Origin of the sequence: Ramlibacter sp. MMS24-I3-19, from assembly GCF_050320135.1 — a bacterium.
In the GTDB taxonomy this organism is placed as follows: Bacteria; Pseudomonadota; Gammaproteobacteria; order Burkholderiales; family Burkholderiaceae_C; genus Ramlibacter.
The window spans coordinates 64,855-91,356 of sequence record NZ_CP190017.1 but is presented as its reverse complement, the minus strand read 5'-3'; the positions used below and the strand labels follow the sequence as shown (position 1 = coordinate 91,356).

The window sequence follows — 26,502 nt, the reverse complement described above, 5'->3', positions numbered from 1 at the left end:
GGGCGACGTCGTTGCATGCGCAGCCGTCCGCTGCCCCCACGATGCGGTTGGCACAACGCAGGCCGTCGCCGCGAGGAGAGCGGCGGCAAGTCGGAGCCTCTGGGAATGGAGCATGGCAGGCGCAGGTGCGGCCGGTGATTGCGTCCAAGGTACGGGAGGGCCGCGGCGCGGGGTGTAGGTTGTGCCCGGCGCGCCCGGTAGGAATGGGCTCGGGCCGCGTGTCGCCGCGCCTCCGCTGAGGCAGCAGGACAGGCGCGAGCGTGACGGCGTTCAGCCGGTGCCGAACAGGTCGGGCGTGTGCTCGCCCGCATGCGGGGGCGCAGCGGGCGCGGCAGCCTGCACCTGCTCGCTCGCACGCGCGAGCTTGCCCACGCGAACGCCGAGCAGCCGCAGCTTGCGATCGAGCTTCACGCGCTTGAGGCACTGGCCCGCCACCTGCCGGATCGTGCGCGCGTTGTCGGTGAACGCCTCCAGTGTCTGGTCGCGCGTGGCGATGCGGAAGTCGTCGTAGCGCAGCTTGATGCCAATGGTCTTGCCGACGTAGCCCTTGCGCTGCAAATCCTCGGCGACCCGCTCGCACAGGTCGGTGAAGATGGCGCCCAGCTCGGTGCGGTCGCGCACCGCATGCAGGTCGCGGTCGAACGTGGTCTCGCGGCTCATGGAGACGGGCTCGCTCTCGGTGACCACGGGCCGGTCGTCTCGGCCCCAGGCCACCTCGTGCATCCACGCGCCGGTGGAGCGACCGAAGTTGTCCATCAGCCATTCGCGGTCCTGCGCCGCCAGGTCGCCGATCGTCATCACGTGCAGCTTGTGCAGCTTGACTTCGGCCTTGGGCCCGATGCCGTTGATCTTGCGCACCGCCAGCGGCCAGATGCGCGTCTTGAGATCGTCCTCGTGCACGATGGAAATTCCGTTGGGCTTGTCGAACTCGCTGGCCATCTTGGCGATCAGCTTGTTCGGCGCCACGCCGATGGAGCAGGTGAGGCCGGTGGCCTGCAGGATCGACTTCTGGATCAGGCGCGCCAGCACGCGGCCGCCCTCGCGCTGGCCGCCCGGCACGTCGGTGAAGTCGATGTAGACCTCGTCGATGCCGCGGTCCTCCACCACGGGCGCGATCTCGCGGATGATGGCCTTGAAGGTGCGCGAGAAGCGACGCACCTCGTCGAAGTCCACCGGCAGCACGATGGCCTGGGGACACAGGCGCGCCGCCTTCATCATGCCCATCGCGGAGCCCACGCCGAACTGGCGCGCCGGATAGGTGGCGGTGGTGATGACGCCCCGGCCTACGTAGTCCTTCAGCAGCGGGAATGCATCGACCGGGATCTCCGACAGCGGCCGGTCGGCGAAGCGCTCGCGCACCATGTCGTCCACCCGCCGCCGACCCCGCCGATCACGACCGGCAGCCCTTTCAGCTGCGGATACCGGAGCAGCTCCACCGACGCGAAGAACGCGTCCATGTCCAGGTGGGCGATGCGGCGCTTGGCGGTCACGCCCGCGATTGTCGCGCCGGGCCCGCAGCGTTCGCGCCACAATGCGGGCACGAGACGCTGGAGGACTTCACATGACATACCGTGGAAGCTGCCATTGCGGCCAGGTGGCCTTCGACGTCGAAGGCGAGTTGACGGGGGCGATGGCCTGCAACTGCTCGATCTGCCAGCGCAAGGGATCCCTGCTCTGGTTCGTGCCGAGCGCGCAGTTCACGCTGACGACGCCGGATGCCGACGCGGGCACGTACCTGTTCAACAAGCACCTGATCAGGCACCGCTTCTGCCGTACCTGCGGCATTCATCCCTACGCGGAAGGCCGCGATCCCAAGGGCAACGAGATGCGGGCGATCAACATCCGCTGCCTGGAAGGCATCGACCTCGAGGCCGTGCCAGTCACGCACTTCGACGGCCGCTCGAAGTAGGCGCCTCAGCGCGCGAAAGCGATCTCCAGCGGCTGAAGGCCCGCACCGCGCGCCGTGGACCTCCAGCGCTGGCCCGGCGCCACCGCGTAAGCGGCCGTGATGGTCCCGGTGGTCACCACCTCGCCGGCTCGCAGTGCCACCTGCGGTCCCTGCGCCCGCAGCACATCCACCAGGTGCGCCAGTGCCGCCACCGGTCCGCCCAGGACATTCGAACCGCGGCCCACTTCGACCAGCTCGCCGTCGCGCGCGAGTTCGAGTCGCAGCGTCGACAGCACGCCGGCTGGATCGGTACCCAGGCTGGCGATCGGCACGCGTTGCCCGAGCACCAACGCGCCATGCAGGCCGCCGTCGGCGATCGTGTCCGCGGCCTGGAACTTCCAGCCGGGGAAATGCGACTGCACGATCTCGAATGCGGGTGCCACCCACTCGATGCTCGCGAGCAGGGCCTCCGTGGTGGCGTCGACGGGTGAGGCGCGCAGCCCGAAGGCGATCTCGGGCTCGATCTTGGGTTCGCAGTAGCCGGCCAGCGGCAGCGTCACCGGACCGCGTGAGCCGTCGTGCAGCGTGTGCTCGTACACGTGGCCCCAGATCGGGTGGTGCACGCCGTACTCGGGCCAGATGCCGCTGTTGGTGAAGCCAATCTTGCGACCGCGCGGCACGGCACCGGACCGCACGCGGTGCGCATGCAGGCGCGCTGCGACGGCATAGCCATCGTCGAGGCCGAAGCCGGAATGGCGCACCGTGATCGGCGGCGCCTGCCGCACCTCGTCGCGCAAGGCGCGCACCTCGTCGGCGATGGCATCCAGCGTCGCGGCGTCGAGCATGTTCAGTACCCGCGCGGCGTGCCGGTGGGATAGCTGCCGGGCAGCAGGATGCCGGTGTCCACCGAACCGATGTCGGTCCGGCCGCAGAACGCCATCGAGAGATCCAGCTCGCGGTGAATGATCTCCAGCGCACGCGTGACGCCCGCCTCGCCCATCGCGCCCAGGCCGTACAACATCGCGCGGCCGATGTAGGTGCCCCTGGCCCCCAGCGCCACGGCCTTCAGCACGTGCTGGCCCGAGCGGATGCCGCCGTCCATGTGCACCTCGATGCGGTGGCCCACCTCCTGCACGATCTCGGGCAGGGCCGAGATGGAGGAGGGCGCGCCATCGAGCTGGCGACCGCCATGGTTGGAGACGATCACGGCGTCGGCACCGGAGTCCACGGCCAGTCGCGCGTCCTCGACGTCCTGCACGCCCTTGAGAATCAGCTTGCCGCCCCAGCGCTGCTTGACCCATTCGACGTCGGTCCACGAGAGCGTGGGATCGAACTGCTTGGCGGTCCATTCGGCCAGAGAGCCGAGGTCCTCGATGCCCTTGACGTGGCCGAAGATGTTGCCGAACTGGCGCCGCTTGGTGCCCAGCATGCCCAGGCACCAGCGCGGCTTGGTCATGAGGTTGAAGATGTTGGCGGCTGTCGGCTTGGGCGGCACCGACAGGCCGTTCTTGATGTCCTTGTGCCGCTGGCCCATGACCTGCAGGTCCAGCGTGAGCACCAGGGCGGAGCAGTTGGCCGCCTTGGCGCGGTCGATCAGGCGCGCGATGAAGTCGCGGTCGCGCATCACGTACAGCTGGAACCAGAACGGGTGGTTGCCGGTGCCGGCGGCGACGTCCTCGATCGAGCACACGCTCATGGTCGACAGCGTGAACGGGATGCCGAACTTCTTCGCGGCGCGCGCGGCCAGGATCTCGCCATCCGCGTGCTGCATGCCGGTGAGACCGGTCGGCGCGATGGCCACCGGCATCGCAACCGGCTGGCCGATCATGGTGGTGCGCGTGCTGCGCGGCTCCATGTTCACTGCCACGCGCTGGCGGAAGAGGATGCGGTTGAAGTCCTCCTCGTTGGCCCTGTAGGTGCTTTCGGTCCACGAGCCCGAATCGGCGTAGTCGTAGAACATGCGGGGAACGCGACGCTTCGCCAGGATGCGGAGGTCTTCGATGTTGGTGGTCACGGGCACGGACGGTCTCCTCTCGTCGCCCGATGTTAGTGGCGCCGCAAGGCGCCCCGCATGAATGTTCTTGGGACCGCTTGCAATTTTGCTCACGCGATGCCGGCGAGGTCGCGGCGAGCGGGTCGTTCCGTGCTCGGACCAATCGCGTCGCCACCCTGCGCGCTTCGGACAGCGCTCGATCTGCATCCGGGGCTCCTTGGAGAGGGGAGGGCCCGCCGCGAGGAAGGCGCCGAATAAAATCCGGCGATGCTCGACATCACCCTGCTTCGCAAGGACCTGGACGCGGTCATCGCCCGGCTCGAGGCGCGCAAGTCGCCCCAACCCTACCTGGACGTTGCCGCGTTCAAGGCGCTGGAGGCGGAGCGCAAGACCATCCAGAGCCGCACGGAGGAGCTGCAGGCCAAGCGCAACCAGCTCTCGAAGCAGATCGGCCAGCTCAAGTCGAAAGGCGAGTCGGCCGAGCCCCTGATGGCCGAGGTGAGCGCGATCAAGGAGGGGCTCGACCGCTCCGCGCAGCGGCTGGAGCAGATCCAGCCCGAGATCCAGGCGCTGCTGATGGCGCTGCCGAACCTTCCCCATGAGAGCGTGCCGGTGGGCACCGACGAGCACGGCAATGTGCAGGTGCGCCAGTGGGGCGAGCCGCGCAAGTTCGACTTTGCAGTGAAGGACCACGTCGACGTGGGCACGCCGCTCGGGCTGGACTTCGACACCGGCATCAAGCTCAGCGGCGCGCGCTTCACCGCGATGCGCGGCCCCATCGCCCGGCTGCACCGCGCGCTCGCGCAGTTCATGCTGGACGTGCAGACGCAGGAGCACGGCTACACGGAGTGCTACACGCCCTACATCGTCAACCAGGCCACGTTGCGCGGCACCGGGCAGCTGCCCAAGTTCGAGGGGGACCTGTTCGCCGTCAGCAAGGGCGGCCAGGAAGGCTTGTCGGAGGAAGACAAGCAGCCGCTGTACCTGATCCCCACCAGCGAGGTCACGCTCACGAACTTCGTGCGCGACGAGGTGCTGCCCGAATCGCAGCTGCCGATCCGCCTGACCGCGCACACGCCCTGCTTCCGCTCCGAGGCGGGCAGCGCCGGCCGCGACACCCGCGGCATGATCCGCCAGCACCAGTTCGACAAGGTCGAGATGGTGCAGATCGTCCACCCCGAGCGCAGCTACGAGGCGCTGGAACAGATGACCGGCCACGCCGAAGCCATCCTGCGCAAGCTGGGGCTGCCGTATCGCGTCATGCTGCTGTGTTCGGGCGACATGGGGTTCGGCGCCGCCAAGACCTACGACCTCGAGGTGTGGCTGCCGGCGCAGAACACGTACCGCGAGATCAGCTCGTGCTCCAACTGCGAGGCCTTCCAGGCTCGCCGCCTGCAGGCGCGCTTCAAGACCGCGCAGGGCAAGAACGAGCTCGTCCACACGCTCAACGGCTCCGGCCTGGCCGTGGGCCGCACCCTGGTGGCGGTGCTGGAGAACTACCAGCGGGCCGATGGCGGGGTCGACGTGCCGGAGGCGCTGCGTCCTTATCTGGGCGGAACCGCCGTGCTGCGTCCCTGAGCCGCCGCGCCTGCGCTAGAATGCAGGGCTTCGCACCACGCGAACCGAATTCAGGAGCGGTGGCAGAGTGGTCGAATGCGCCGGACTCGAAATCCGGTATACGGTTCTCCCGTATCGAGGGTTCGAATCCCTCCTGCTCCGCCAGTCAATTGCTTCGCTGGCACCACAGAGACGCTGTTGGCGCGCAGAACGAACAGCGTCAATCATCGATTTGACTGCGCTTTTCGCTTCGCACACTCCCCTGAGCCGTACTCGACGCGGCGAGGAACCGGCTCACGTCGCGGGCGGAGTCCCTTGCGTGGAGAAATCGGCCGCGGGCAAACGGACCACGAACTCGGAACCATGCCCGCCAGGGGCACCCACTGCAAGTCATGGCCCGCTGACGTTTCCATTCGGTAGTTGCCGCGCCCGGAAGTTGCGTCATCCAGGCGGGTATAGTGCAGCGATTCGACCTCTCTGCTGGCTCTCCTTGTGCCCTTAGCCAGCAAGCCTGGACAGCAGGTCACTTCTTCGCAGACGCACCGAAATTCAGGTGCGCCATGCAGCCCGATACTCCCTTGCTTGACGAATGGCTCTTTGCCGAGATGGAAGCAGGCGAGGCTGAGGGCCAGCTCGTTCGCGCGATGCTCGACACAACGAGGGGCGGTTGCGCGCCGACTCCCGACCTCGTGCAGACCGCGCGAGCAAAAAGAGCCAAGGCGCATTCCCTATTCGATGAAGCGATGCACGAGATGAAGACGCTTGCGGAATCTCTGCACCACCGACGCATCGAGACACGTCCGGGGTCAGTCAGCTACCTGCGGCAGCGCGGAACGCTCGAGGGGCACGAGCCTCCGCCCGAGAGCTCCTAGGCGCGCGCTCCAGGAGCACGGCAACCCCATAGGCCACCGCGCTACCGCGCTGGCCTTGGGAAATGACACCTGCATCCTTTCGTCCATCTGGCCCCTGCGAGCGCGGCCAGGGTGGAGCTCGGCAGCAGCTTTCGCCTACGCCAGACGACGTGCGATTCCCCGCTGCGGCGGCGCTTTGCTCGGCACGGGATCGACCGGCGCGCGCTCGAGCTCGTGCAGGGATACGTGGGCGACGGCGCGCGTCCCCTGCGAGGCGCCTGAACGCCATGAGCGCGCGCCTGGTGATCGCCGACAGCGGCTACATCCCTCCGCGTCAGGCTGGCGTGATCAAGCCTTGCCGCGCTTCGACTGCATAAGTCGCGGGATCGCAGAAGAGCCTTGCGTGAGGCTGTTGCGCAAAGTCACCGGCCAGCCGAGCCACGGCGTCCCGCTGCACTTCTATGCTGCGCAGCCCGTCTGAGCCAGGGCGACAGTCGAACACAGCCGAACTGGGAGGCCTTCATGAGCAATGCACCCTTGCCGTCACCCGATCCAGTGCTCGCCCCTCTGGATTCCATGCTCCCGGACCTGGAAAGCCTGTACAAGGACGTGCACTCGCATCCGGAGCTCTCGATGCAGGAGAAGCGCACGGGAGCCCTGGCCGCGGAGCGCCTGCGGGCGGCTGGCTTCGACGTGACGACTGGCCTCGGTGGCACAGGCGTGGTCGGCGTGCTGCGCAACGGCGAGGGACCGACCGTCATGTTGCGCGCGGACATGGACGCACTCCCGGTCCAGGAAGCAACCGGGTTGCCGTATGCGAGCACGGTCACGGCGACTGACCGCACCGGACACACCGTGCCCGTGTCGCACATGTGCGGGCATGACATGCATGTCACGTGGCTCGCTGGCGCGAGCCGGCTGCTGGCGGACGCGCGCCCGGCCTGGAGAGGGACGCTGCTGGCCGTGTTCCAGCCGGCGGAAGAAACCGCCGAAGGGGCGAAGGCGATGATCGCCGACGGCCTGCTCGAGCGGTTCCCGAAGCCGGACGTCGTGCTGGGCCAGCACGTGATGGTCGGTCCCGCTGGGATGGTGGCGGGACGGCCAGGCGCCATCACGTCGGCGGCGGACAGCCTGCAGATCCGCCTGTTCGGCCGCGGCGCGCACGGATCGATGCCGCAGGCGAGCATCGATCCCGTCGTGATGGCCGCGGCCACTGTCATGCGCCTGCAGGGCATCGTCTCGCGCGAAGTCGCCGCGGCCGAAGCTGCCGTCGTCACCATCGGTGCGCTGCAAGCGGGCACGAAGGAAAACGTCATCCCCGACGAGGCGCTCATCAAGCTCAATGTGCGCACGTTCGACGAAGGCGTGCGCGCACGAGTGCTGGCCGCCATCGAGCGCATCGTGAACGCGGAGGCGGAAGGCTCCGGCGCTCCGCGCAAGCCGGAAATCACGGTGCTCGATCACTACCCGCTCAACAGGAACGACCTTGAAGCGAGCGAGAAACTGGTCGCGGCGTTTCGTGCCTACTTCGGCGCGGAGCGGGTGCGGGAAACCGGACCCGCGCCGACCAGCGAGGACTTCGGATCGTTCGGCACCGATTGGCACACGCCTTCGGTCTTCTGGTTCGTCGGGGGCACGGATCCACGCGTCTACGCGCAAGCCAAGCGGGAGAACCGGCTGCAGGAACTGCCCGTCAACCACAGCCCCAAGTTCGCGCCTGTCCTGCATCCCACCTTGAGGACAGGCGTGGAAGCGCTGGTGGTCGCGGCAAGGGCGTGGATGCCGGCCTAGACTGGCGCCATGCTCTCGACGGTGTCGCTCCCTTCGCTGCCCTATGTCCTGGACCTGGCCGGCACCTTCGTCTTCGCCATCAGCGGAGCGATGGCGGGCGTGCGCCATCGGGCCGACCTGTTCGGCGTGCTGGTGCTCTCCTTCGCCGCGGCCAACACCGGCGGCATCACGCGCGACCTGCTGATCGGCGTGGTGCCGCCAGGGGCGATCAATGACTGGCATTACCTGGCGGTGTCCGTCGCCGCGGGCATCATGACCTTCTACTTCCCGTCGGACATCCGGCGCCGGTGGAACCCGGTGCTGCTGTTCGACGCTGCCGGCCTGGCGCTGTTCGCGGTCACGGGCGCCAGCAAGGCGCTTGCACACGGGCTGAATCCGGTGATGGCCACGTTGCTGGGGATGCTCACCGGGATCGGGGGCGGCATGGCGCGGGACATCCTGCTGGCCCAGGTGCCGACCGTCCTGCGTGCAGAGCTGTACGCGGTGGCCGCGTTGGCAGGGGCGGCCGTCGTGGTGACCGCGGACCGGTTGCAGCTGCCAGCCGGACCGCAGTGATGGCGGGGGCCGCCCTGTGCTTCGGGCTGCGCGTGCTGGCCATGAAGCACGGCTGGAAACTCCCGACGGCGGCTCCGCCGAACGAACCGGCGGAGCGCGGGCACTAGACCTGCCCTCACGACGTTCGTGCTTGCCGATCTCCACGGAATCGGTTCACCTGCAAAGGAGGGCTTCGCAAATGGCCGACGCGCAACCAGGCGGCACCCCTGTTTCCTTGCTCGTGCTCCCCGGCAGCTCGCGCGCGGGCTCGCTGAATCTCGCGCTCGCGCGCGCGGCCGCGCGCATCGCGCAGCGCAATGGCGCCTTGGTGCGGCTGCTGGACCTGAGGACGTTGGGCCTACCGGTCTATGACGGTGACGTCGAGGCGAGCGACGGTGTCCCGGCTGGCGCCGGCGAGCTGGTCGACGCGATCGTGTCCGCGGACGCGTTGCTGATCGTCACGCCGGAGTACAACGGGTTTCCCACGCCCTTGGTCATCAACGCCTTCGACTGGTTGTCCCGGACTACCGCAACCGATAGCCGGACGGCGGGGCTGCACGCGACGGCCGGCAAGCCGGCAGGCTTGCTGTCTGCTTCGCCGGGGCCGCTCGGCGGACTGCGTTCGATGAACTTCCTGCGGCAGTACCTGCAGATGGCGTTCGCCATGGTGGTGAGCCCGCGCCAGTACGCCCTGTCGCGGGCCGACCAGGCGTTTGACGACACTGGCGGGCTGAAGGAGGAGCGGGCACGCCAGTCCGTCGAAGGAGTCGTCGCATCGCTCCTCCAGCTTGCACGCGCGCTGAAGGCAGCCGACCCGCGTAGCGCAGGCCGCTCAGCCGGATAGCCGCTGGGCAATACCGGCCTGGCCGGCGGCGTGTTGAGGCTCGCCGATCGCCAGGAACCGCTCGGCCAGCAGCACCCAGTAGGCGGAGCCAACGGCGATGTTGCTGTCGTTGAAGTCGTACGCGGGGTTATGCACCATGCACGCGGTAGCCGGGTCCGCGGCGGCGTCGCTGTTGCCGATCAGCACGTAGCTGCCCGGCACGCGTTCCAGCATGAAGGCGAAATCCTCGCTGCCGGTCAGCGGCTCGGCCTCCGCCACGCGATCGGGCCCGAGCAACTCCAGCGCGACATCCCGGGCGAACGCAGTTTCGGCTGGCGTGTTCACCAGCACGGAGTAGCCGCTGCGCCACTGGATCTCGGCCTGTACGCCGAAACTGCGCGCCTGCAAGTCGACCAGCTCGCGGATGCGCCGTTCGAGCAGCGCGCGCACGCCACGATCCAGGGACCGCACAGTCAGTTCCAGCGTGGCCGTCGACGGAATGACGTTGTTGGCGCGGCCGGCGTTGAGCGCACCCACGGTCACGACCGCCGGCTGCAACGGAGGGACGTTGCGCGAGACGATCGTCTGCAGGGCCATGACGATGCCGGCGGCCGCCACGAGCGGGTCCGCGGTCTCGTGCGGCATCGCGCCATGGCCGCCGACACCGGCCAGCACGATGGTGGCGTAGTCGCTGGACGCCATCATCGGGCCCGCGCGGGTGGCGATGTGGCCCTGCGGGATGCCAGGCATGTTGTGCATGCCGAACATCGCATCGCAGGGGTAGCGCTCGAACAGCCCGTCCTCGATCATGCGCAGGGCACCGCCACCGCCCTCCTCCGCAGGCTGGAACACGAGGTTCAGCGTGCCGCTGAAACGGCCTTGCTCGGCCAGGTGGCGTGCCGCGGCCAGCAGCATGGCGGTGTGGCCGTCGTGGCCGCAGGCGTGCATGACGCCGGCGTGCTCGCTCGACCACTGGCGGCCGCTCGCCTCGGTGATCGGCAGGGCGTCCATGTCGGCGCGCAGGCCCAGCCGACGGCGGCCGTCGCCGCGCACGAGGCGGCCGACGACACCGGTGCCGCCAATGCCGCGCTCCACCTCGTAGCCCCAGTCCTCCAGCTTGCCGGCGACCAGGGCCGCGGTCCGGTGTTCCTCGAAGGCGAGCTCGGGATGCCGGTGGATGTCGCGGCGCAGCCGGATGAATTCCCCGGCCCGTTCGGCCAGTGCGTCCAGCAGGTAGGTCATCGAAGCGTCATTGCGGCTGGAGGTTGATCGACTTGGCCACGGCGCGATAACGCGCCATTTCGGTCTCGAAGTACCTGGTTGCGTCCGGCAGCGACATCACCGGCGACGGCTCCTGGGTCTGCAGCTTCAGTTGGGAGATGACGTCGGGGTCCCTCAACGTCTTGCCGATCGCGGCGTGCAGGCGCTGCACGACCGGCTCCGGCGTGTTCTTCGGGACCATGAAGCCGGTCCAGGTCTTGTACTGGAAGTTCTTGAGCACCTGGCCTTCACTGACCGTCGGCACGTTCTTCAGCAGGTCCGACCGTTGCGCCCCGAGCTGGCCGATCACCTTCAGCCGCCCCTGGTCCGCCATGGCGCCCATGGCCGCGCTGTACACGAGGACGGCGAAGTCGACCTGCCCGCCACCGATGTCCTGCAACAGCGGCGCGTTGCCCTTGTACGGGACGTGGGTGGCCTTGAAGCCGCTGACCTGCTGCATGTTCTCCACGATGAAGTGGTAGAGCGAGCCGACGCCGACGCTCCCGTAGCTCAGGGGCTTGTCGCCCGACTTGCGCGCCAGGGCGATCAGCTCGTCCACGTTGCTGACCGGCAGGTCCTTGCGCGTGAGCACCACCATCACGGCATCGGCGATCGGGGCCACCAGGCGGAAGTCCTCCGCCTTCAGGCGCACCGAGGAGATCGCGAGCGGCGACAGGATCACTTCGTTGGGCGAGCCCTGGAACACGGTGTACCCGTCCGCCGGTGCCGACAGGACCTTCTGGGCGGCGATGGTCCCGCCGGCACCGCCGAGGTTCTCCACCAGGACCGGCTGCCCGAGCTCCTTGCCGAGCGCCGTGTTGAAGATGCGCGCGATCGCATCGGACGGACCGCCGGCGGGATACGGCACCACGAGGCTGACCGGCTTGGCCGGATAGGTGTCCGCATGCGCGCCCAGCGCCAGCAGGGCGCCGGCGAGCAGGGCCACCGTCTTCATCGCGATCCTGTTCATGCTTGTCTCCTGCGGCGCGGCGCGCCGTCGTTGCTTGCGCTCCTGCCGGACGGCGGAAGTGAAGGGCATGCTAGGAATCGGGATCCATGATGTCCAATGCATTGTTGTCCTGCTAGCATGAGTTGGATGAATGGATTGCCACGCCCATGACGCTGGTGCAGCTGCGCCATGTCATCGCACTCGTCGAGTCGGGCTCGTTCAGCCGCGCGGCGGAAGGGCTGTTCCTGACGCAGCCGGCGCTGAGTCGCAGCATCCGAGCGCTCGAGGACGAACTCGGGCAGGCATTGTTCGACCGCGTCGGGCGCCGCGTGGAACTGACGCCGTTCGGCGGCGAGTTCCTGGAGCGGGCCCGGCAGATCGTCTTCGAGGTCGACGAGATCGCCGCCAGCAGCCGGCGCATGCGCGAGGGCCGCGCAGGCCGGCTGCGCGTGGGGATGGGATCCGGGCCGGGCGCGATGCTCATGACGCCGCTGCTGCTCGAAATGGCGCGCCATCATCCGGAGGTGCACCTGACACTCAGCCGGGGCACGACCGAGCGGCTGGTGCAAGGCTTGCGCGAACGCCAGCTCGACGCCCTGGTGGTCGACGCGCGGTCCTTGTCGCCCTCGTCGGACCTGCACGTGGCCACCCTGTCCGAGATGCGCGGCGTGTTCATGTGCCGCAAGGGACATCCCTTGCTTCGCACGCGAGGTCCGCTGCGGTTCGACGCGGTGCGGCGGTTCCCCATCGCTTCCACGCCGCTGAGCGACGAGGTCGCACGCATGCTCGTGGAGCTCTACGGACCCGCGGCGCACCCTGAGCAGTGCGTGACGCTCCGGTGCGAGGAGATCGCCAGCCTGGTGGATGTCGTGCGCGCCAGCGATGCGGTGCTGCTCGCCATCCGGGCAGCAGCCCCCGACCTGCTGGAACTGCCGATGAAGCCCGCGATGACCGGGACGGCCCGCTTCGGGCTGGTGACGCTGGCAGGTCGCGCGGCGCCCGCGTCGCTGTCCATCCTGCGCGAGCTTGCGCGCACGGTGCTGCACGACTGAACGCGCGCACCTGCGGCCCGCGGGGTTTCTGCCCCAGGTCCCGGCAGGTCAGCCAGGATCGCCAAGTGGTTGCAGTTCCTGCAACAGCGTCGGGACGAGCTCCGCCACGGTCGGATGGATATGCATCGTCCTTGCCAGCGCGGTCGCCGTGATGCCGTGGGCGATCGCATCGAGCAGGATGTGCACCACTTCATCGCCCGCCAGGCCCAGGAGCGACGCCCCGAGGATCTTCCGCGTCTGTGCGTCGACCAGCACCTTCATGAATCCCTGTGTCTCGCCGGCTTCCTTCGCGCGACCGACGCGTTGCATCAGGCGCTTCCCGACCAGCGCGGGGCGGCCGGTGGCGCGCACTTCCTGCTCGCCCATGCCGGCGCGGCCGAGCGGCGGGTCGGTGAAGAGGGCGTAGCAGGGGATCCGGTCGCGCACGCTGCGGGCCTCGCCGTGCAGCACGTTGGCGGCGACGATCTCGTGGTCGTCCCACGCCGTGTGCGTGAAGGCGCCGCGGCCGTTGCATTCGCCGACCGCCCAGACGCCCTCGGCGCTGGTGCGGCACTGGTCGTCCACCTCGATGTACCCGCGCTTGTCCGCACGGATGCCGGCCGCTTCCAGTCCCAGGTCGCCGGTATTGGGCGTGCGGCCCATGGCGAGCAGCACGTGGCTGCCGTCCAGCCAGATGTCTTCGGGTTCGCAACGAGCGCGCACGCGGACCGTTCCGTCCCCCGGTGCGAATGCGATGCACTCGGAGGCCAGGTGGAAGCGGACACCCTCGCGCTCGAGGATCGCCTGCACCTCCGCGGCCACATCCGTGTCCTCGCGCGGCAGCAGTCGCGGCGATCGCTCCACCACGCTCACCTCCGCGCCGAAGCGCCGCATCAGCTGCGCGAACTCCAGGCCGATGTAGCTGCCGCCGACGATGACGAGGTGTCGAGGCACTTCGTGCAGCTGCAGCACCGACGCATTGTCCAGCGCAGGCACGGCATCGATGCCTGCCAGCGGCGGCCGCGCCGCCCGTGCGCCCACGTTGATGAAGATCCTGTCCGCCTTCAGCGCGCGCCCGCCGACGCGAACAGTGCGCGGGGCCGTGAAGCACGCGTGGCCGGTGATCCACTCGACCCCCTTCATACCGCGCACCCACTGCTCCATGCCGGCGCGCGCGGCCCCGACAATGCCGTCCATGCGCGCCTTCACGCGCCGCATGTCCACGCGCACCGGGCCGGTCGCGAAGCCGAACTCGTCGCCGCGGCGTGCGAGGTGCACCGCACGGGCGCTGGCCACCAAGGTCTTGGTCGGGTAGCAGCCGGTGTTGACGCAGGTGCCGCCCAGCAGATGGCGCTCGATGAGTGCCACCCGCATGCCGGCCCCGCCGCATCGGGCCGCGAGTGAAGGGCCGGCCTGGCCGGCGCCGATCACGATCGCGTCGAAGCTCTCCTGGTCCATGTCGCCTCCGATGGCGCCAGCTTGGGCGGGCCACACGGGAACGCTGGGGCCGCTCAGGGTTCGTGCCGGACCGCGTAGAGCGGGGGCGGCGATGGTTCGCTTTCCGCGCGCGCCCGCGCCCGTTCGCGAGAGCCCTCGCTGATCACGCCATCGCGAAGCGTGGCGGCCAGCGCATCCAGCTCGCCGGACACGGCTTCGACCAGGTCGTCGATCGAGACGAGTCCCGTGACGGAGTCGTCTTCGCCCAGCACCAGCAGCCGCCGGACTCCGGCGTGCTGCATCGCCTGCACGGCATCGGTGAGCGAGGCGGCAGCCGGGATGCTGGCCGGCCCCGTATGGCAGAGGGAGCCAATGGGCTGGTCGACGGGATGGCCGAGGGCGAGCAGGTCCACGACGATGTCGCGGTCGGTCACGACGCCGAGCACGCGGCCCGGCGTGTAGGGATCGGTGACCGCGAGGGCGCCCACGTGCTGGTTGCGCATCGCTGCCGCAGCCTCGCGCACGGATGCGCTTGCGCGGATCGTGACCACCTCGCGGCGGCAGAGGCTTGAGATGTCCATGTGATCTCCTTCAGTGCAAGGCCGGGCGATCCCGTCGGGCCGCTGAGCCACCGCGCCGGGGCGCCAGCAACGCATGCAGTTCGTCGAGCGGGCGTGTGTTGAGGATGTCGATGCGGCGCAGCCAGCCACGACGGGCCTGGAACAAGACGTGATCGAGCCTCGCGAAATCCGCGGGCGCCGAGGGGCGCGCGCTCAGGCTCACCAGCACCCCGGCGTCGCGGGCCTGGCGGCACAGGGCCGCATCGGGCTGGTCGCAGCCTGCCTGCATCTCGAGATGGCAGCCGCGCTGATGGGCAGAGTGCAGCACGCGGCTCCAGTCCACGTCGAAGCGACCGCCGTGCATGGCGCCGAGGATGCGCAGGTGCGGGTTGTCCAGGGCCCGCAGCAGCCTGTCGGTCTGGTGCTGCCTCGACAGATCCACGTCGGTGCGGACGCAGCCGACCACCACCTCCATTCGCTCCAGCACGCTGTCGGGCAAGGCCAGGCGGCCGTCACGCAGGATCTCCACCTCGACGCCCCGGAGGACGGTGAAGTCGGGCACGGCTTCATTGAGGACATCGATGGCGTCCGACTGCCGGGCCAGCCCGTCGGCATCGATGCCGCGCTCCCCGAACGTCGTTGCGGTGACAGCCATCCACGCCAGCCCCTGCGCCCGGGCCGCCTGGGCCATCGCCTGCAACGTGTGGCCGCCTGCGGCGCCAGCCTGCACGCCCGGTTCGCCGCGCAGGTCCGCTCGCTCGACCAGGGCCGGAAGTGCGTGCGCCTGAGCGGCTTCGATCTCGCCGTCGTCTTCCCGCAGTTCCGGCGGAATCCAGTCCAGGCCGAGAGCGGCGTAGACCTCCTGCTCGGTGGCGCCGGCAATCCGCTCGTTGTCGCGGAACAGGCCGTATTCGTTCAGCTTGAGGTCCAGGGCCTGCGCGATCCGGCGCAGCGCGATGTTGTGCGCCTTGGACCCGGTGAAGTAGACCCAGGCTGCCCCCGTGCTGGCGGGCTCGACCACCCGCAGATCGACCTGCAGCGCGTGATCGTGCAGCACCACGCTGCTGCGCGTGCTGCCGCGCGCGATGACGCTGCGCACCGCCGGCAGGGACGTGAAGCGCTTTGCCACGACCGCCGGGTTGCGCGAGATCGCCAGGAGATCGATGTCCCCGACATCCGGCTTGCGCCGGCGCAGGCTGCCCGCCTCAGGACCTGGAGCACGCCCTCCATGGACGCGAGATCCCCAAGCAGCCGCCTGCCCGCTTCCAGCGCTTCCTCGAGCGGCACGCGTGCGCGCTTGTCGAGCCTGGCATGCAGCGCATCGAGGATGCGCTGCTCCAGCTTCGGGCCGAACCCGTGGACCGTGCGCAGCCGGCCTTCTTCGGCGGCCTTGCGCAGCTGGTCCAGTGAGTTGACCTGCAGCGCGCGGCGCATGGCGACCACACGCTGCGGGCCGATCCCGGGAACGTGCAGGAGTTCCAGGACCACCGGCGGCACCTGCAGGCGCAGCGTGTCCAGCTGGCCGCACGTGCCGGTCCGTGCGATTTCGACGATCTTGGCGGCCAGGTCCTTGCCGATCCCGCGCATCCCGTCCAGCTTCCCGGCATCCAGCAGCATGCCTGGGGCAAGGTTGGAAACCACGCGGGCGGCGGTCTTGTAGGCACGCACGCGAAACGGGTTCTCCCCCTGCACCTCGAGCAGTCCCGCCATGTCGTCGAGCGCTTCGGCGACAGCCGTCCTGCCGAACTGTCCGGTCTGCTGCTTCATGACCCAATGTTGGCCGGCACCGGACTGGCTTGACTTGCGTCCGCTCAAATTCGCCGCGAGTTCGGGGGCAGTGGCATCGCCTTTGATCGCCATCAAGTCGCGTCTGTCGACGGCGGCCACCATCGCTGCCGGAGGTCCGCACCATGGCAGCCAAGAAGCTCGCATTCCACGAAGATGCCCGCGACCGCATCCGGCGCGGGCTGGACATCCTGGCGGAAGCGGTCAAGGTCACCCTCGGCCCGCGCGGGCGCACCGTGGTGCTGGAGCGCGAGTTCGGGCCGCCGCAGATCGTCAATTCCGGGGTCGTGGTGGCCAAGGCCGTGGAACTGGAGGATCGTTTCGAGAACATGGGCGCCCAGCTGCTGCGCGAGGTGGCCGCGCGCACCAGCGAGAGCGCGGGCGACGGCACCACCACGGCGACCGTGCTGGCGCACGCCCTGGTGCAGGAGGGCCTGAAGTACCTGGCCGCCGGCATGAACCCGATGGACCTCAAGCGCGGCATGGAGCGCGCCATCGACCTCGTCGTCGCGGACCTGAAGGCGATGGCGCAGCCCTGTGCCAGCGCGCAGGAGATCGCGCACGTGGCCACCATCTCGGCCAACAACGACGGGTCGATCGGGGAGCTGGTCGCGCGCGCGATGGAGCGGGTGGGACGCGACGGCGCCGTGTCGATCGAGGATGGCTCGGGCATCAGCAGCGAGCTCGAGGTGGTCGAGGGTCTGCGGTTCGACCGCGGCTTCCTCTCCGCGTACTTCGTCACCGATCCGGAAAGGCAGTCGTGCATCCTGGACGATGCCGCCGTGCTGCTGTGCGACCAGAAGCTGTCCGCTCTGCAGGACCTGGTGCCCTTGCTCGAGGCGGCGTCCAAGGCCGGCGCGCCGCTCTTGGTGATCGCCGAGGAGGTGGAGGCGGACGCGCTGGCCACCCTGGTCGTGAACTCGCTGCGTGGCGTGCTCAAGACCTGCGCCGTCAAGGCACCGGGCTTCGGCGAGCGCCGCAAGGCCATGCTGCAGGACATCGCGCTCGTCACCGGCGGGCAGGTGCTGTCGCCGGAAGTCGGACTTGGCCTGGAGCAGGCGAAGTTCGAGCACCTGGGCCGCGCGCGCCGTGTCGTGGTCGACAAGGAAGGCACCACCATCATCGGGGGCGCCGGTGACACCCAGCGCATCCGCGACCGCATCGAGGCGCTGAAGAAGGAGAAGCGGGACGTCACGAGCGACTACGACCGCGAGAAGCTGGACGAGCGCATCGCCAAGCTCGCCGGCGGCGTGGCCGTGATCAAGGTGGGGGCTGCCACCGAAACGGAGTTGAAGGAACGCAAGCTGCGGGTCGAGGACGCCCTGCATGCGACGCGCGCCGCGGTGGAGGAGGGCATCGTGCCGGGCGGCGGGGTGGCGCTGGTGCGCGCGCGCAAGGCGCTGCAGGGCCTGACCGTGCCCACGCTCGACGAAGACTCCGGGGTGAAGATCGTCGCCCGGGCGCTGGAGGAGCCGCTTCGGCGCATCGTCCTGAACGCGGCCCAGGAGCCCTCGATCGTGCTGGACCGGGTCGAGGCATCCCCGCAGCGTGGCTTCGGCTACAACGCGGCTCGGCGCGAATACGGCGACCTGGTGGAGATGGGCGTGATCGATCCCGCGAAGGTCACGCGACTGGCCTTGCAGAACGCGGGCTCGATTGCCAGCCTCATCCTGACCGTCGACTGCGTGATTGCCGAAGCGCCGAAGAAGGGGGCGGAACGGTCGCCAGGGCTGGCCCCGGACCAGGTCATGGAATGAGTCTCACGAGCAGGCGTCGGCGGACCCGGCGGTCTTCATTCATGGATTGCCCAGCAGTTCGACGAGCGATCCGCCGGCGTGGATGCGCCGGATCGCCTCGGCGACGAGGCCGTCGGTGGGCAGCACCGTCAGCTTGTCCCGGGCGGGTCCCGCCGCCAGGCGGTCCGGGGGCACGCTGTCGGTCACGACGATGCCTGCGAGGGCGTCGTCCGCGAGCACCCGCGGCGCATCGCCGACAAACAATCCGTGCGTTGCCGCCGCGTCCACGCGGGTCGCGCCCAGCTCCACGCAGGCACGTGCAGTGCGCGCAAGGGTGCCTCCGGTGGCGATGAGGTCGTCCAGGATGATGGCGTGGTGCCCCTGCACGTCACCGACGACCAGCTCGCCGGTCAACACGCCTTCGCTGCGGTGTTTCTCCGCGAATGCGGCAGCCACCGGTCGCCCCAGGGTGGCGGCGAGCACCTCGCGGAAACGCTCGGCCCGCTTGATGCCGCCCGCATCCGGGGAGACGACGGCCACCGGGTTGCCCCCGACCAGGCCTGCGAAATGGGACGCGAACAGGTGCGAGGCCTCCAGGTGTTCGCTGCGGCAGCGGAACGCGTTCTGGTAGGCGGCGAGATTGTGCACATCCAGCGCGACAACGCGATCGGTTCCCACCGCCTCGAACAGCGCGGCGACATAGCGGGTGGTCACCGGGTCGCGCGCCTTGGTCTTGCGGTCCTTGCGGGCGTACGCGAGGTAAGGCACGACAGCCGTCACGCTCGCTGCCGCGGCATCCTTGAGCGCGCCGATGAAGAACAGCAGCCGGCAGAGCCGGTCGTTCACGCCTTGCGGGCCGCACCCGTGCATGGCGTGCAGCACGAAGACGTCGCGTCCGCGCACGCTGGCGAGCGGTCGCGTCTTGTGCTCGCCGTCCTCGAAATCCCGCTCCTCGAGCGGCGCGAGCGGCAAGTCGAGACGCGCCGCCACGCGTTCGGCCCAGGGACGCGAGGATTGGAAAGCGAACAGGACTGGTGCCGAGGGATCCATGGTCGTTGCCGCACGAGGAGGCGCGGTTCAGGCGGCGCTGGTCGACGTCAGTTCGTGCCGCTGCGCCGCGCCCACCGCCGCCCCGAGCGCCTGCATCTGTTCCGCCACGACCGCCAGCATGTCGTCGAGCGCCACCAGGCCGACCAGTTCGCCGCCCGGCCCGGTCACCGGCACGCGCCGCACCTTCTTGCGGCGCATCAAGGCGAGCACGTCGAGGACCGAGTCCGATTCGCGCACGGTGGCCACTTCGCGACTCATGATGTCGGCCACCCGGAAGGCCCGCGGGTCGCGGTCGAGCGCCACGACGGCCATCGTGATGTCGCGATCGGTCACCATGCCGACGACGATGCGCTCGCGGGGCGAGCGCTCCTCCACCACCACCAGCGAGCCGACGTGGTGCGAGCGCATCAGGCGCGCAGCCTCGTCGAGCATCATGCCCCGGTCGGTGAACACCACCCTGCGGGTGCAGACATCGGCCGCTGTCAGCGGTGTCGCTGCGCCGTCTGCCCCATGCGCGGGTGCGCCTGGTCGCGCGCCGGCCTGCAACTCGCCGCGCAGGGCCTGCATCGCCTTGCGAAGCGCCGCGCTCGCGTCGACCTCGTCGCTGCGGGTGATGGCGAGATCGCGGTCGGGCAGGGCAAGTTCCACCCGGACGGACAGCAAGTCGCCCGGTTGCTGCCGAGGTTCCTGCCGTTGCACGGTCACGCGCCACCCGATCGCCTCTGGCCGCAACCGAGCGAGCTGGTTCACCTGGGCGTGGATCTCATCCTCGAGCGCGCTGACGGGCGCGAGACCGACGAAGCGGATGGTGACGGGCAACTCCATGTCAACTCCCCTGGAACGACAGGCGAAGATTTGCCCGGCCGGCCCGCACGCGAGTTGCGTTGCCTCAACTCCGGCCCGCGCGGCGTGGCGAGCATGGCTTGATGATTGCCGGGCATCCTCTTCGCCACCATGGGCAACACGACTGCACTTCGGAGTCGAGCGCGCACCCTGAAGCGCCGCTGCCTCCCGCATTGGCCGAGCCGCCGCTGGCCGCCAAGGTGGCCGCGCTGCGCGATCCGCGCTGCTATGGCGAGCCGGTGGGTCGCATCGAGGCGATCGAGACCCACATGTCGTGGGTCTTCCTGACGGAGACGCACGCCTGGAAGCTGAAGAAGCCGGTGCATTTCGGGCCGCTCGATTTCCGCAGCATCGCCGCGCGCCACTTCTACTGCCTGGAGGAGCTGCGGCTGAACGCCAGGCTGGCCCCGGCGGTCTACCTCGACGTCGCGCCGCTGGCCCTGCGGCCCGATGGCGGCCTGCGCGTCGGGGATGCCGGCACCCCAGTGGACTGGCTGGTGAAGATGCGCCGCCTGCCGTCGGACCTGCTGCTGGACGCGCTGCTGGCCCGGCACGCGGCGACGCCGACGGACATGCAGGCGATCGGCCGGCGGTTGGCGGCCTTCCACCACATGCTGCCGGCTGCGCCACTGGGTGCGCGCGCGTACCGGGTGCTGCTGCTGAGGCGCATCGACGAGGACGAGCAGGACCTCGCGTCGCCTGCCTGGGGATTGCCGGCGGCGCGCGTGCACTGGCTATGTGCCTGGCAGCGCGCTTTCCTTGCGCACCACGCGAGCCTGTTCGACACGCGCGTGGCCGCCGGCCGTGTGGTCGAAGGGCATGGCGACCTGCGGCCGGAGCACGTCTGGCTCGGCAAGCCGCTGGCCATCATCGACGCGCTGGAGTTCTCGGTCGAACTGCGGCTGCAGGATGCTGCCGACGAAGTGGGCTTCCTCGCGCTCGAATGCGAGCGCGTGCATGCCGCGGCGCTGGGGCGCGAGCTGCTCGATGCGTGGCGGGCGGCGAGCGGCGACCCGGTGCCGTCCGCACTGCTGGACTTCCACCAGAGCTGCCGCGCGTGTCATCGGGCGCGGCTGGCCATCCTGCATCTGCAGGAAGAGCGCTACCGCGCGTCGCCGCAATGGCGGTGTCGGGCGCTGCGCTACCTGGCGCTTGCCGAGCGACATGCGCGCGCGGCCGGCACTTGACCACCGTCAAGTGCCGACCGCAGCACGCGTCCATGATGGATCGCGGAGGTGTGTGCATGGACGACCCTCGCAAAGCCACTGTGCGCATCAGCAAGGATCCTGGACGCCTGCGGCCGGCGCCACACCTGCTGGAGTACGAAGCGGTGTGCGCTTCGTTCCGCTGGGACGATGCGCGCCGCACCAGCCTCGACGGACTGCCGGGCGGTCGTGGCGTGAACATGGCCCACGAAGCCGTCGATCGCCATCTCCTGCATGGCCGCGGCGGCAAGACCGCGCTGCGCTGCATCGGTCGCGGGGGGACGCGGCGGGACCTGAGCTTCGCCGAACTGGCCGTGCAGACCAGCCGCTTCGCGAATGCACTGCAGCAGCTGGGCCTGGAGCCTGGCGAGCGCGTGTTCGTCATGCTGGGGCGGGTGCCGGAACTGCACGTCGCCGTGCTCGGAACGCTCAAGGCACGCTGCGTGGCAACCCCGCTGTTCTCCGCCTTCGGACCGGAACCGCTGGCCACGCGGGCCGAGGTGGCCGACCCGCGGGTGATCGTCACCACGCCGGACCTGTACCAGCGCAAGCTGCGCGGCCTGCGCGACCGGCTGTGCGGCCTGAAGCACGTGATCGTCGTGGGCGAGGGGGATTGCGAGGGGCCGGGCGTGCGTCGCTGGCGCGACCTGGTGGAGTCGGCCTCGCCCGTGCACGAGATCGGCCCGACGGATCCGGACAGCGCCGCGCTGCTGCACTTCACCAGCGGGACCACCGGCCGGCCCAAGGGCGCGCTGCACGCGCACGACGCGATCCTCGCCCATGCCGTGACGGGGCGCTATGCGCTGGACCTGCATGACGACGACGTGTTCTGGTGTACGGCCGACCCGGGCTGGGTGACGGGGACCAGCTACGGCATCCTCGCGCCGCTCGCCAACGGCGTCACGAGCGTGGTCGTGGAAGAAGAGTTCGATCCGCAGTCTTGGTACTCCGTGCTCGAGCGGGAGCGGGTGACGGTCTGGTACACCGCGCCCACCGCGATCCGGATGATGATGAAGCTCGGGGCCGAGGCGCTGCGCGGACGCGACCTCGGCGCGCTGCGGTTCGCGGCCAGCGTCGGCGAGCCCCTGAATCCCGAGGCCGTGCTGTGGGGTCAGGAGGCTTTCGGCTTGCCTTTCCACGACAACTGGTGGCAGACCGAGACGGGCGGCATCATGGTCGCGAACTACGCGGCGATGGACATCAAGCCCGGGTCGATGGGCAGGCCGCTGCCCGGCATCCAGGCGGCGATCGTGCATCGCACCGGGGCCGGCGGCGTGGAGGTGGTCGACACGCCGATGATCGACGGCGAGCTTGCGCTGAAGGCGCCATGGCCTTCGATGATGCGCGGCTACCTGCACGAGGAGGAGCGCTATCGCAAGTGCTTCGCCGACGGCTGGTACCTGACGGGCGACCTTGCCAAGCGCGACGATGAGGGCTACTACTGGTTCGTCGGTCGGGGCGACGACGTCATCAAGTCGTCCGGCCACCTGATCGGTCCGTTCGAGGTGGAAAGCGCGCTGATAGAGCATCCCGCCGTCGCCGAGGCCGGCGTGATCGGCAAGCCCGACTCCGTAGCGGGCGAGATCGTGAAGGCGTTCGTCGCACTCAAGCCGGGCTGGGAGCCGGGCGAACCGCTGCGGCGCGAGTTGCTGGCGCATGCGCGGCGGCGGCTGGGCGCCGCGGTGGCACCCAAGGAGATCGACTTCCGGCCCGGCCTGCCCCGCACCCGCAGCGGGAAGATCATGCGCCGCCTGCTCAAGGCGCGCGAGCTGGGGCTGCCCGAGGGCGACCTCTCGACGCTGGAGGGCGATGCCGCATGAACGCCAAGCTCCACCTGGACCGCAACCACCTGCAGCACCTGTACCGCGAGATGCTGCGGATCCGGCGCTTCGAGGCGAAGTGCGTCGAGCTGTACCAGGCGCAGGAGATCCGCGGCTACCTGCACCTGTACGACGGCGAGGAGGCGGTGGCGGTCGGCGTCCTGTCGGCGCTGCAACCGGGTGATGCGGTGGTCGCCACGTACCGCGAACACGGCCAGGCGCTCGCGCGCGGCGTGCCGATGGAACGCCTGATGGCCGAGATGCTGGGGCGGCAGGAGGGCTGCTGTCGCGGGCGCGGCGGCTCCATGCACGTCTTCGACGCCGGGCGCCGCTTCTTCGGCGGCAACGCCATCGTGGCAGGCGGGCTCCCGCTGGCCGCGGGCATCGCGTTGGCGGACCGCCGGCTCGGCCGCGGGTCGGTCACCGCCTGCTTCTTCGGCGAAGGGGCCGTCACGGAGGGCGCGTTCCACGAAACCATGAACCTCGCCTCGCTCTGGCGCCTGCCGCTGCTGTTCGTTTGCGAGAACAACCTCTACGCGATGGGCACGCCGCTGGCGGATGCCGACGCCGAGCCCGAGATCCACCGCCGGGCCGAGGCGTACCGCATGCCCGCCACCAGCGTCGACGGCATGGACGTGGTGGCGGTGGAGGCGGCCGCAGCCCGCGGGGTGGCACACATGCGCGCTGGTGAAGGGCCGTTCTTTCTCGAGTGCCGCACCTACCGCTTCCGCGCCCACTCGATGTTCGATGTCCAGGCCTACCGGACCCGGGAAGAGGTGGAGGACTGGCGAGGGCGCGATCCGATCGCCCGCCTGCGTCGCTGGATGCTGGACAACCGTCACGCCACCGAAGCGCAGCTCACCGACGTGGACCAGACCGTGGAGCATGAACTCGCTGCCGCCGTGGCGTTCGCCAGGGCGGGCACCCCCGAGCCGGTCGAGGAGCTGGAGCGCTTCGTGTCCATGGACCACGTCCCGCAGGAGGCACGTGAGGGAGGGCGGCCATGACGTCCCCGGAGCGCCTCACGTTCCGCGAAGCCTGCAGGCAGGCCATTCGCGATGCCCTGCTGGCGGACCCGCGCACCTTCGTGCTCGGGGAGGACATCGGCAAGTACGGCGGCTGCTATGCGGTCACCAAGGGGCTGCTCGACGAATTCGGGCCCGAGCGCATCGTCGACACGCCCCTGGCAGAGAACGGATTCGTGGGCATGGGCGTGGGCGCGGCGCTGGCGGGGCTGCGGCCGATCGTGGAGATCATGACCTGCAACTTCAGCCTGCTCGCCCTGGACCAGATCCTGAACAACGCAGCGACGCTTTCGCACATGTCCGGCGGCCAGTTCGCTGTTCCGCTGGTGATCCGCATGGCGACCGGGGCGGGCCGCCAGCTCGCGGCCCAGCATTCGCACAGCCTGGAGGGCTGGTTCGCGCACATCCCGGGGCTGAAGGTGCTCGCGCCCGGCACGGTGGAGGACGCGCGCTTCATGCTGGCGGCGGCTCTGGCCGACTGCAATCCGGTGCTGCTGTTCGAGCACATCGGCTTGTACGCGCTCGAGGAAACTGTCGACGCCCGCAGCAACCAGGTCGATCTGGCGCATGCGCGCGTGCGCCGCCAGGGCAGCGACATCACGATCGTCTCCTTCGGCGCGGGGCTGCAGAAGTCGCTCGCCGCAGCCGGGCAGCTGGCCGGGGAGGGGGTGCAGGCCGAAGTCATCGACCTGCGGGTCCTGCGGCCCGTCGACGACGAAACCGTGGCGGCCTCGGTGGCGCGCACGCACCGCTGCCTGGTCGTCGACGAAGGCTGGCGCAGCGGCTCGCTCTCGGCCGAACTGGCGGCTCGCCTCGCGGAGAACTGCCTGTACGAGCTGGACGCGCCCGTGCGGCGCGTGTGCGGCCGCGAAGTCCCCATGCCGTATCCGGCGCACCTGGAGCAGGCCGCGCTGCCGCAGGTGGAGGGGATCGTGGCCGCCGCACGCGGGCTGCTGCCCGGGAAGGTGTGACGATGCAGGAGTTCCGGATGCCGGCCCTGGGCGCGGACATGGAGAAGGGACGCCTGGTCCAGTGGTGCGTGCAGCAGGGCGCGCGCGTGAAGCCGGGCGACGTGGTCGCCGTGGTCGAAACGCAGAAGGGTGCCATCGACGTGGAGATCTTCCTCGACGGCGTGCTGCAGGACCTGGTGCCGCTCGGCACCGAACTGCCCGTGGGTGCTGTGCTGGCGCGGGTCCTGGCCGATGGCGAAGTGGGGCCGGCTGCGGCCGCGCCGATCGCGGTGGCGGCGAGCCCTGCCGGTGTGCGCGCCAGGGCCAGCCCGGCAGCGCGGCGGCGCGCCGAGGAACTGGGCGTCGACCTGTGCGCCGTGCACGGCACCGGGGCCGATGGCAGCATCTCGCTGGCCGACGTGGAACGCGTCGGCCAGCGTGGTCCCGCGCCTGCCGCGGCAGTTCCATCGCCGCGTGCGTTCGACCCGTCGCAGATGCGTGCGGCCATTGCCGCTGCCATGGCCCGCTCCAAGCGCGAGATCCCGCACTACTACCTGACGCAGGAGATCGACTTCGATCCGGCCGAACGCTGGCTGGCGGCGTACAACGCGCAGCGCGATCCCGCGCAGCGCCTGCTGCCGGCCGTGATGCTGCTGAAGGCCACGGCCGTTGCGCTGGCCAAGGTGCCCCAGTTCAACGGCTTCTACCGCGATGGCGGGGTCCAGCTCTCGCCCTCGGTGCATGTCGGCTGGGCGGTGGCCCTGCGCGGAGGTGGACTGATCGTGCCGGCGGTGCACGATGCCGATCGGCGCGACCTGGCGCAGCTGATGGTGGCGCTGCGCGACCTGGTGCAGCGCGCGCGCAGTGGCGGCCTGCGCAGCTCGGAACTGAGCGACTCCACGGTGACCGTGACCAATCTCGGGGAGCGCGGTGTCGACGGCGTGCTCGGGATCGTCTATCCGCCGCAGCTGGCGGTGATCGGTTTCGGGCGCGTCGCGCAGCGCCCTCGGGTGGCCGGCGGGGAGCTCGTCGTGCGCTCCTGCGTGCAGGCCAGCCTGGCGGCGGACCACCGCGCGACAGACGGGCATCTGGGCGCGCAGTTCCTCGCCGTGCTGGATGCGGCCTTGCAGCGACCGGCAGAACTCGGACGGAGCGTTCCATGACCGAAGATGACGCGCGCACCCTGGCCGCCGAGGTCCTCGCCGGCATCGCGCCTGATGCCGACCTGGCGTCGCTGCGCGGTGACGAGGACCTGCGCGCCGCCCTGGACCTGGACTCGATGGACTTCCTCAACTTCGTGGCGGGCCTCAGCGAGCGCTCGGGCCGACCGATTCCCGAGGCGGACACGCCGCGCCTGTACACGCTGCACGGCTTGCTGGCGTACCTGGCGCCCCGCTGAGAGGAAGCTGGCGCG

Annotated in this window: 24 protein-coding genes, 1 tRNA gene and 1 pseudogene; 15 read left to right on the top strand and 11 right to left on the bottom strand. The window is 69.8% G+C overall.

Translation table 11 applies throughout. The annotated features are described in order from the left end of the window. Window positions 1–270 precede the first annotated feature (270 nt). Window positions 271–1,457 (bottom strand): annotated as a pseudogene (dinB, locus tag ACPWT1_RS00495) (DNA polymerase IV). A gap of 104 nt (window positions 1,458–1,561) precedes the next feature. On the opposite strand from dinB, the gene ACPWT1_RS00490 reads away from it, so the two are divergent. Then, on the top strand, window positions 1,562–1,909 hold the full coding sequence (locus ACPWT1_RS00490; protein WP_427913491.1) for a GFA family protein: 348 nt from the start codon (window positions 1,562–1,564) through the stop codon (window positions 1,907–1,909). A 5-nt stretch (window positions 1,910–1,914) separates the two neighbouring features. Here ACPWT1_RS00490 and ACPWT1_RS00485 read toward each other — a convergent pair whose 3' ends face one another. Continuing rightward, window positions 1,915–2,733 carry a 2-keto-4-pentenoate hydratase gene (locus tag ACPWT1_RS00485; RefSeq protein WP_427913490.1) on the bottom strand — a complete coding sequence of 273 codons (819 nt, stop codon included), beginning with the start codon at window positions 2,731–2,733 and terminating at the stop codon, window positions 1,915–1,917. Window positions 2,734–2,735: 2 nt separating this feature from the next. Next, complete coding sequence (locus ACPWT1_RS00480; protein ID WP_427913489.1) at window positions 2,736–3,908, bottom strand: alpha-hydroxy acid oxidase; 1,173 nt, start codon at window positions 3,906–3,908, stop codon at window positions 2,736–2,738. Between the two features lie 240 nt (window positions 3,909–4,148). On the opposite strand from ACPWT1_RS00480, the gene serS reads away from it, so the two are divergent. From serS to ACPWT1_RS00450, 6 genes are all read left to right on the top strand, one after another. Beyond that, entirely contained in the window at window positions 4,149–5,459 is a 1,311-nt protein-coding gene (gene serS / locus ACPWT1_RS00475) for a serine--tRNA ligase (RefSeq protein ID WP_427913488.1), read from the top strand. Between the two features lie 53 nt (window positions 5,460–5,512). Then, window positions 5,513–5,603, top strand: a tRNA-Ser gene (locus ACPWT1_RS00470). Between the two features lie 395 nt (window positions 5,604–5,998). After that, window positions 5,999–6,310, top strand: a complete 312-nt coding sequence (locus ACPWT1_RS00465) for a hypothetical protein (RefSeq protein WP_427913487.1) — start codon at window positions 5,999–6,001, stop codon at window positions 6,308–6,310. Window positions 6,311–6,811: 501 nt separating this feature from the next. Next, a complete protein-coding gene (locus ACPWT1_RS00460) occupies window positions 6,812–8,080 on the top strand; it encodes an amidohydrolase (RefSeq protein ID WP_427915619.1) in 1,269 nt (422 codons plus the stop codon). A 9-nt stretch (window positions 8,081–8,089) separates the two neighbouring features. After that, window positions 8,090–8,635: a trimeric intracellular cation channel family protein gene (locus ACPWT1_RS00455; RefSeq protein WP_427913486.1), complete on the top strand. Its 546-nt coding sequence runs from the start codon at window positions 8,090–8,092 to the stop codon at window positions 8,633–8,635. A gap of 178 nt (window positions 8,636–8,813) precedes the next feature. After that, window positions 8,814–9,458: an NADPH-dependent FMN reductase gene (locus ACPWT1_RS00450; RefSeq protein ID WP_427913485.1), complete on the top strand. Its 645-nt coding sequence runs from the start codon at window positions 8,814–8,816 to the stop codon at window positions 9,456–9,458. Here ACPWT1_RS00450 and ACPWT1_RS00445 read toward each other — a convergent pair. After that, window positions 9,447–10,679, bottom strand: coding sequence for a M20 aminoacylase family protein (locus ACPWT1_RS00445; RefSeq protein WP_427913484.1), 1,233 nt, complete (start codon window positions 10,677–10,679; stop codon window positions 9,447–9,449). The genes ACPWT1_RS00450 and ACPWT1_RS00445 overlap by 12 nt on opposite strands. A gap of 7 nt (window positions 10,680–10,686) precedes the next feature. Continuing rightward, on the bottom strand, window positions 10,687–11,667 hold the full coding sequence (locus ACPWT1_RS00440; protein ID WP_427913483.1) for a tripartite tricarboxylate transporter substrate binding protein: 981 nt from the start codon (window positions 11,665–11,667) through the stop codon (window positions 10,687–10,689). Between the two features lie 146 nt (window positions 11,668–11,813). Here ACPWT1_RS00440 and ACPWT1_RS00435 point away from each other — a divergent pair, with 146 nt between their 5' ends. Next, a complete protein-coding gene (locus ACPWT1_RS00435; RefSeq protein WP_427913482.1) occupies window positions 11,814–12,698 on the top strand; it encodes a LysR family transcriptional regulator in 885 nt (294 codons plus the stop codon). Between the two features lie 48 nt (window positions 12,699–12,746). Here ACPWT1_RS00435 and ACPWT1_RS00430 read toward each other — a convergent pair whose 3' ends face one another. From ACPWT1_RS00430 to ACPWT1_RS00415, 4 genes are read right to left on the bottom strand one after another with little or no spacing between them, the layout of a single operon-like run. Then, window positions 12,747–14,135 carry an FAD-containing oxidoreductase gene (locus ACPWT1_RS00430; protein ID WP_427913481.1) on the bottom strand — a complete coding sequence of 463 codons (1,389 nt, stop codon included), beginning with the start codon at window positions 14,133–14,135 and terminating at the stop codon, window positions 12,747–12,749. A 53-nt stretch (window positions 14,136–14,188) separates the two neighbouring features. Further along, the gene (locus tag ACPWT1_RS00425; protein WP_427913480.1) at window positions 14,189–14,695 is read right to left on the bottom strand and encodes a CBS domain-containing protein; all 507 of its coding nucleotides are present in this window, start codon (window positions 14,693–14,695) and stop codon (window positions 14,189–14,191) included. A gap of 10 nt (window positions 14,696–14,705) precedes the next feature. Continuing rightward, window positions 14,706–15,695, bottom strand: coding sequence for a hypothetical protein (locus ACPWT1_RS00420; RefSeq protein WP_427915618.1), 990 nt, complete (start codon window positions 15,693–15,695; stop codon window positions 14,706–14,708). Further along, window positions 15,590–16,534 carry a helix-hairpin-helix domain-containing protein gene (locus tag ACPWT1_RS00415; RefSeq protein WP_427913479.1) on the bottom strand — a complete coding sequence of 315 codons (945 nt, stop codon included), beginning with the start codon at window positions 16,532–16,534 and terminating at the stop codon, window positions 15,590–15,592. Before ACPWT1_RS00415 ends, ACPWT1_RS00420 begins: the two co-directional genes overlap by 106 nt. A gap of 50 nt (window positions 16,535–16,584) precedes the next feature. Between ACPWT1_RS00415 and groL the strand changes: the two genes are divergently transcribed. After that, a complete protein-coding gene (gene groL / locus ACPWT1_RS00410; protein ID WP_427913478.1) occupies window positions 16,585–18,216 on the top strand; it encodes a chaperonin GroEL in 1,632 nt (543 codons plus the stop codon). Between the two features lie 39 nt (window positions 18,217–18,255). Here the strand turns inward: groL and ACPWT1_RS00405 are convergent, their stop codons facing one another. Together ACPWT1_RS00405 and ACPWT1_RS00400 are read right to left on the bottom strand one after the other, a co-directional pair. Then, window positions 18,256–19,245: a ribose-phosphate diphosphokinase gene (locus tag ACPWT1_RS00405; RefSeq protein ID WP_427913477.1), complete on the bottom strand. Its 990-nt coding sequence runs from the start codon at window positions 19,243–19,245 to the stop codon at window positions 18,256–18,258. Window positions 19,246–19,272: 27 nt separating this feature from the next. Continuing rightward, a complete protein-coding gene (locus ACPWT1_RS00400) occupies window positions 19,273–20,070 on the bottom strand; it encodes a CBS domain-containing protein (RefSeq protein ID WP_427913476.1) in 798 nt (265 codons plus the stop codon). Between the two features lie 191 nt (window positions 20,071–20,261). On the opposite strand from ACPWT1_RS00400, the gene ACPWT1_RS00395 reads away from it, so the two are divergent. From ACPWT1_RS00395 to ACPWT1_RS00370, 6 genes are read left to right on the top strand one after another with little or no spacing between them, the layout of a single operon-like run. Next, window positions 20,262–21,275, top strand: coding sequence for a hypothetical protein (locus tag ACPWT1_RS00395; RefSeq protein ID WP_427913475.1), 1,014 nt, complete (start codon window positions 20,262–20,264; stop codon window positions 21,273–21,275). A 56-nt stretch (window positions 21,276–21,331) separates the two neighbouring features. Continuing rightward, window positions 21,332–23,113 (top strand): acetate--CoA ligase, encoded by a 1,782-nt coding sequence (gene acsA / locus ACPWT1_RS00390; RefSeq protein ID WP_427913474.1) that lies wholly within the window; start codon window positions 21,332–21,334, stop codon window positions 23,111–23,113. Then, window positions 23,110–24,120, top strand: coding sequence for a pyruvate dehydrogenase (acetyl-transferring) E1 component subunit alpha (pdhA, locus tag ACPWT1_RS00385; RefSeq protein ID WP_427913473.1), 1,011 nt, complete (start codon window positions 23,110–23,112; stop codon window positions 24,118–24,120). The genes acsA and pdhA overlap by 4 nt, the downstream gene beginning before the upstream one ends. Further along, complete coding sequence (locus ACPWT1_RS00380) at window positions 24,117–25,109, top strand: alpha-ketoacid dehydrogenase subunit beta (protein WP_427913472.1); 993 nt, start codon at window positions 24,117–24,119, stop codon at window positions 25,107–25,109. The genes pdhA and ACPWT1_RS00380 overlap by 4 nt, the downstream gene beginning before the upstream one ends. 2 nt (window positions 25,110–25,111) lie before the next feature. After that, window positions 25,112–26,251 carry a dihydrolipoamide acetyltransferase family protein gene (locus ACPWT1_RS00375; RefSeq protein WP_427913471.1) on the top strand — a complete coding sequence of 380 codons (1,140 nt, stop codon included), beginning with the start codon at window positions 25,112–25,114 and terminating at the stop codon, window positions 26,249–26,251. After that, window positions 26,248–26,487 carry an acyl carrier protein gene (locus tag ACPWT1_RS00370; RefSeq protein ID WP_427913470.1) on the top strand — a complete coding sequence of 80 codons (240 nt, stop codon included), beginning with the start codon at window positions 26,248–26,250 and terminating at the stop codon, window positions 26,485–26,487. The genes ACPWT1_RS00375 and ACPWT1_RS00370 overlap by 4 nt, the downstream gene beginning before the upstream one ends. The last annotated feature ends 15 nt before the right edge of the window (window positions 26,488–26,502 follow it).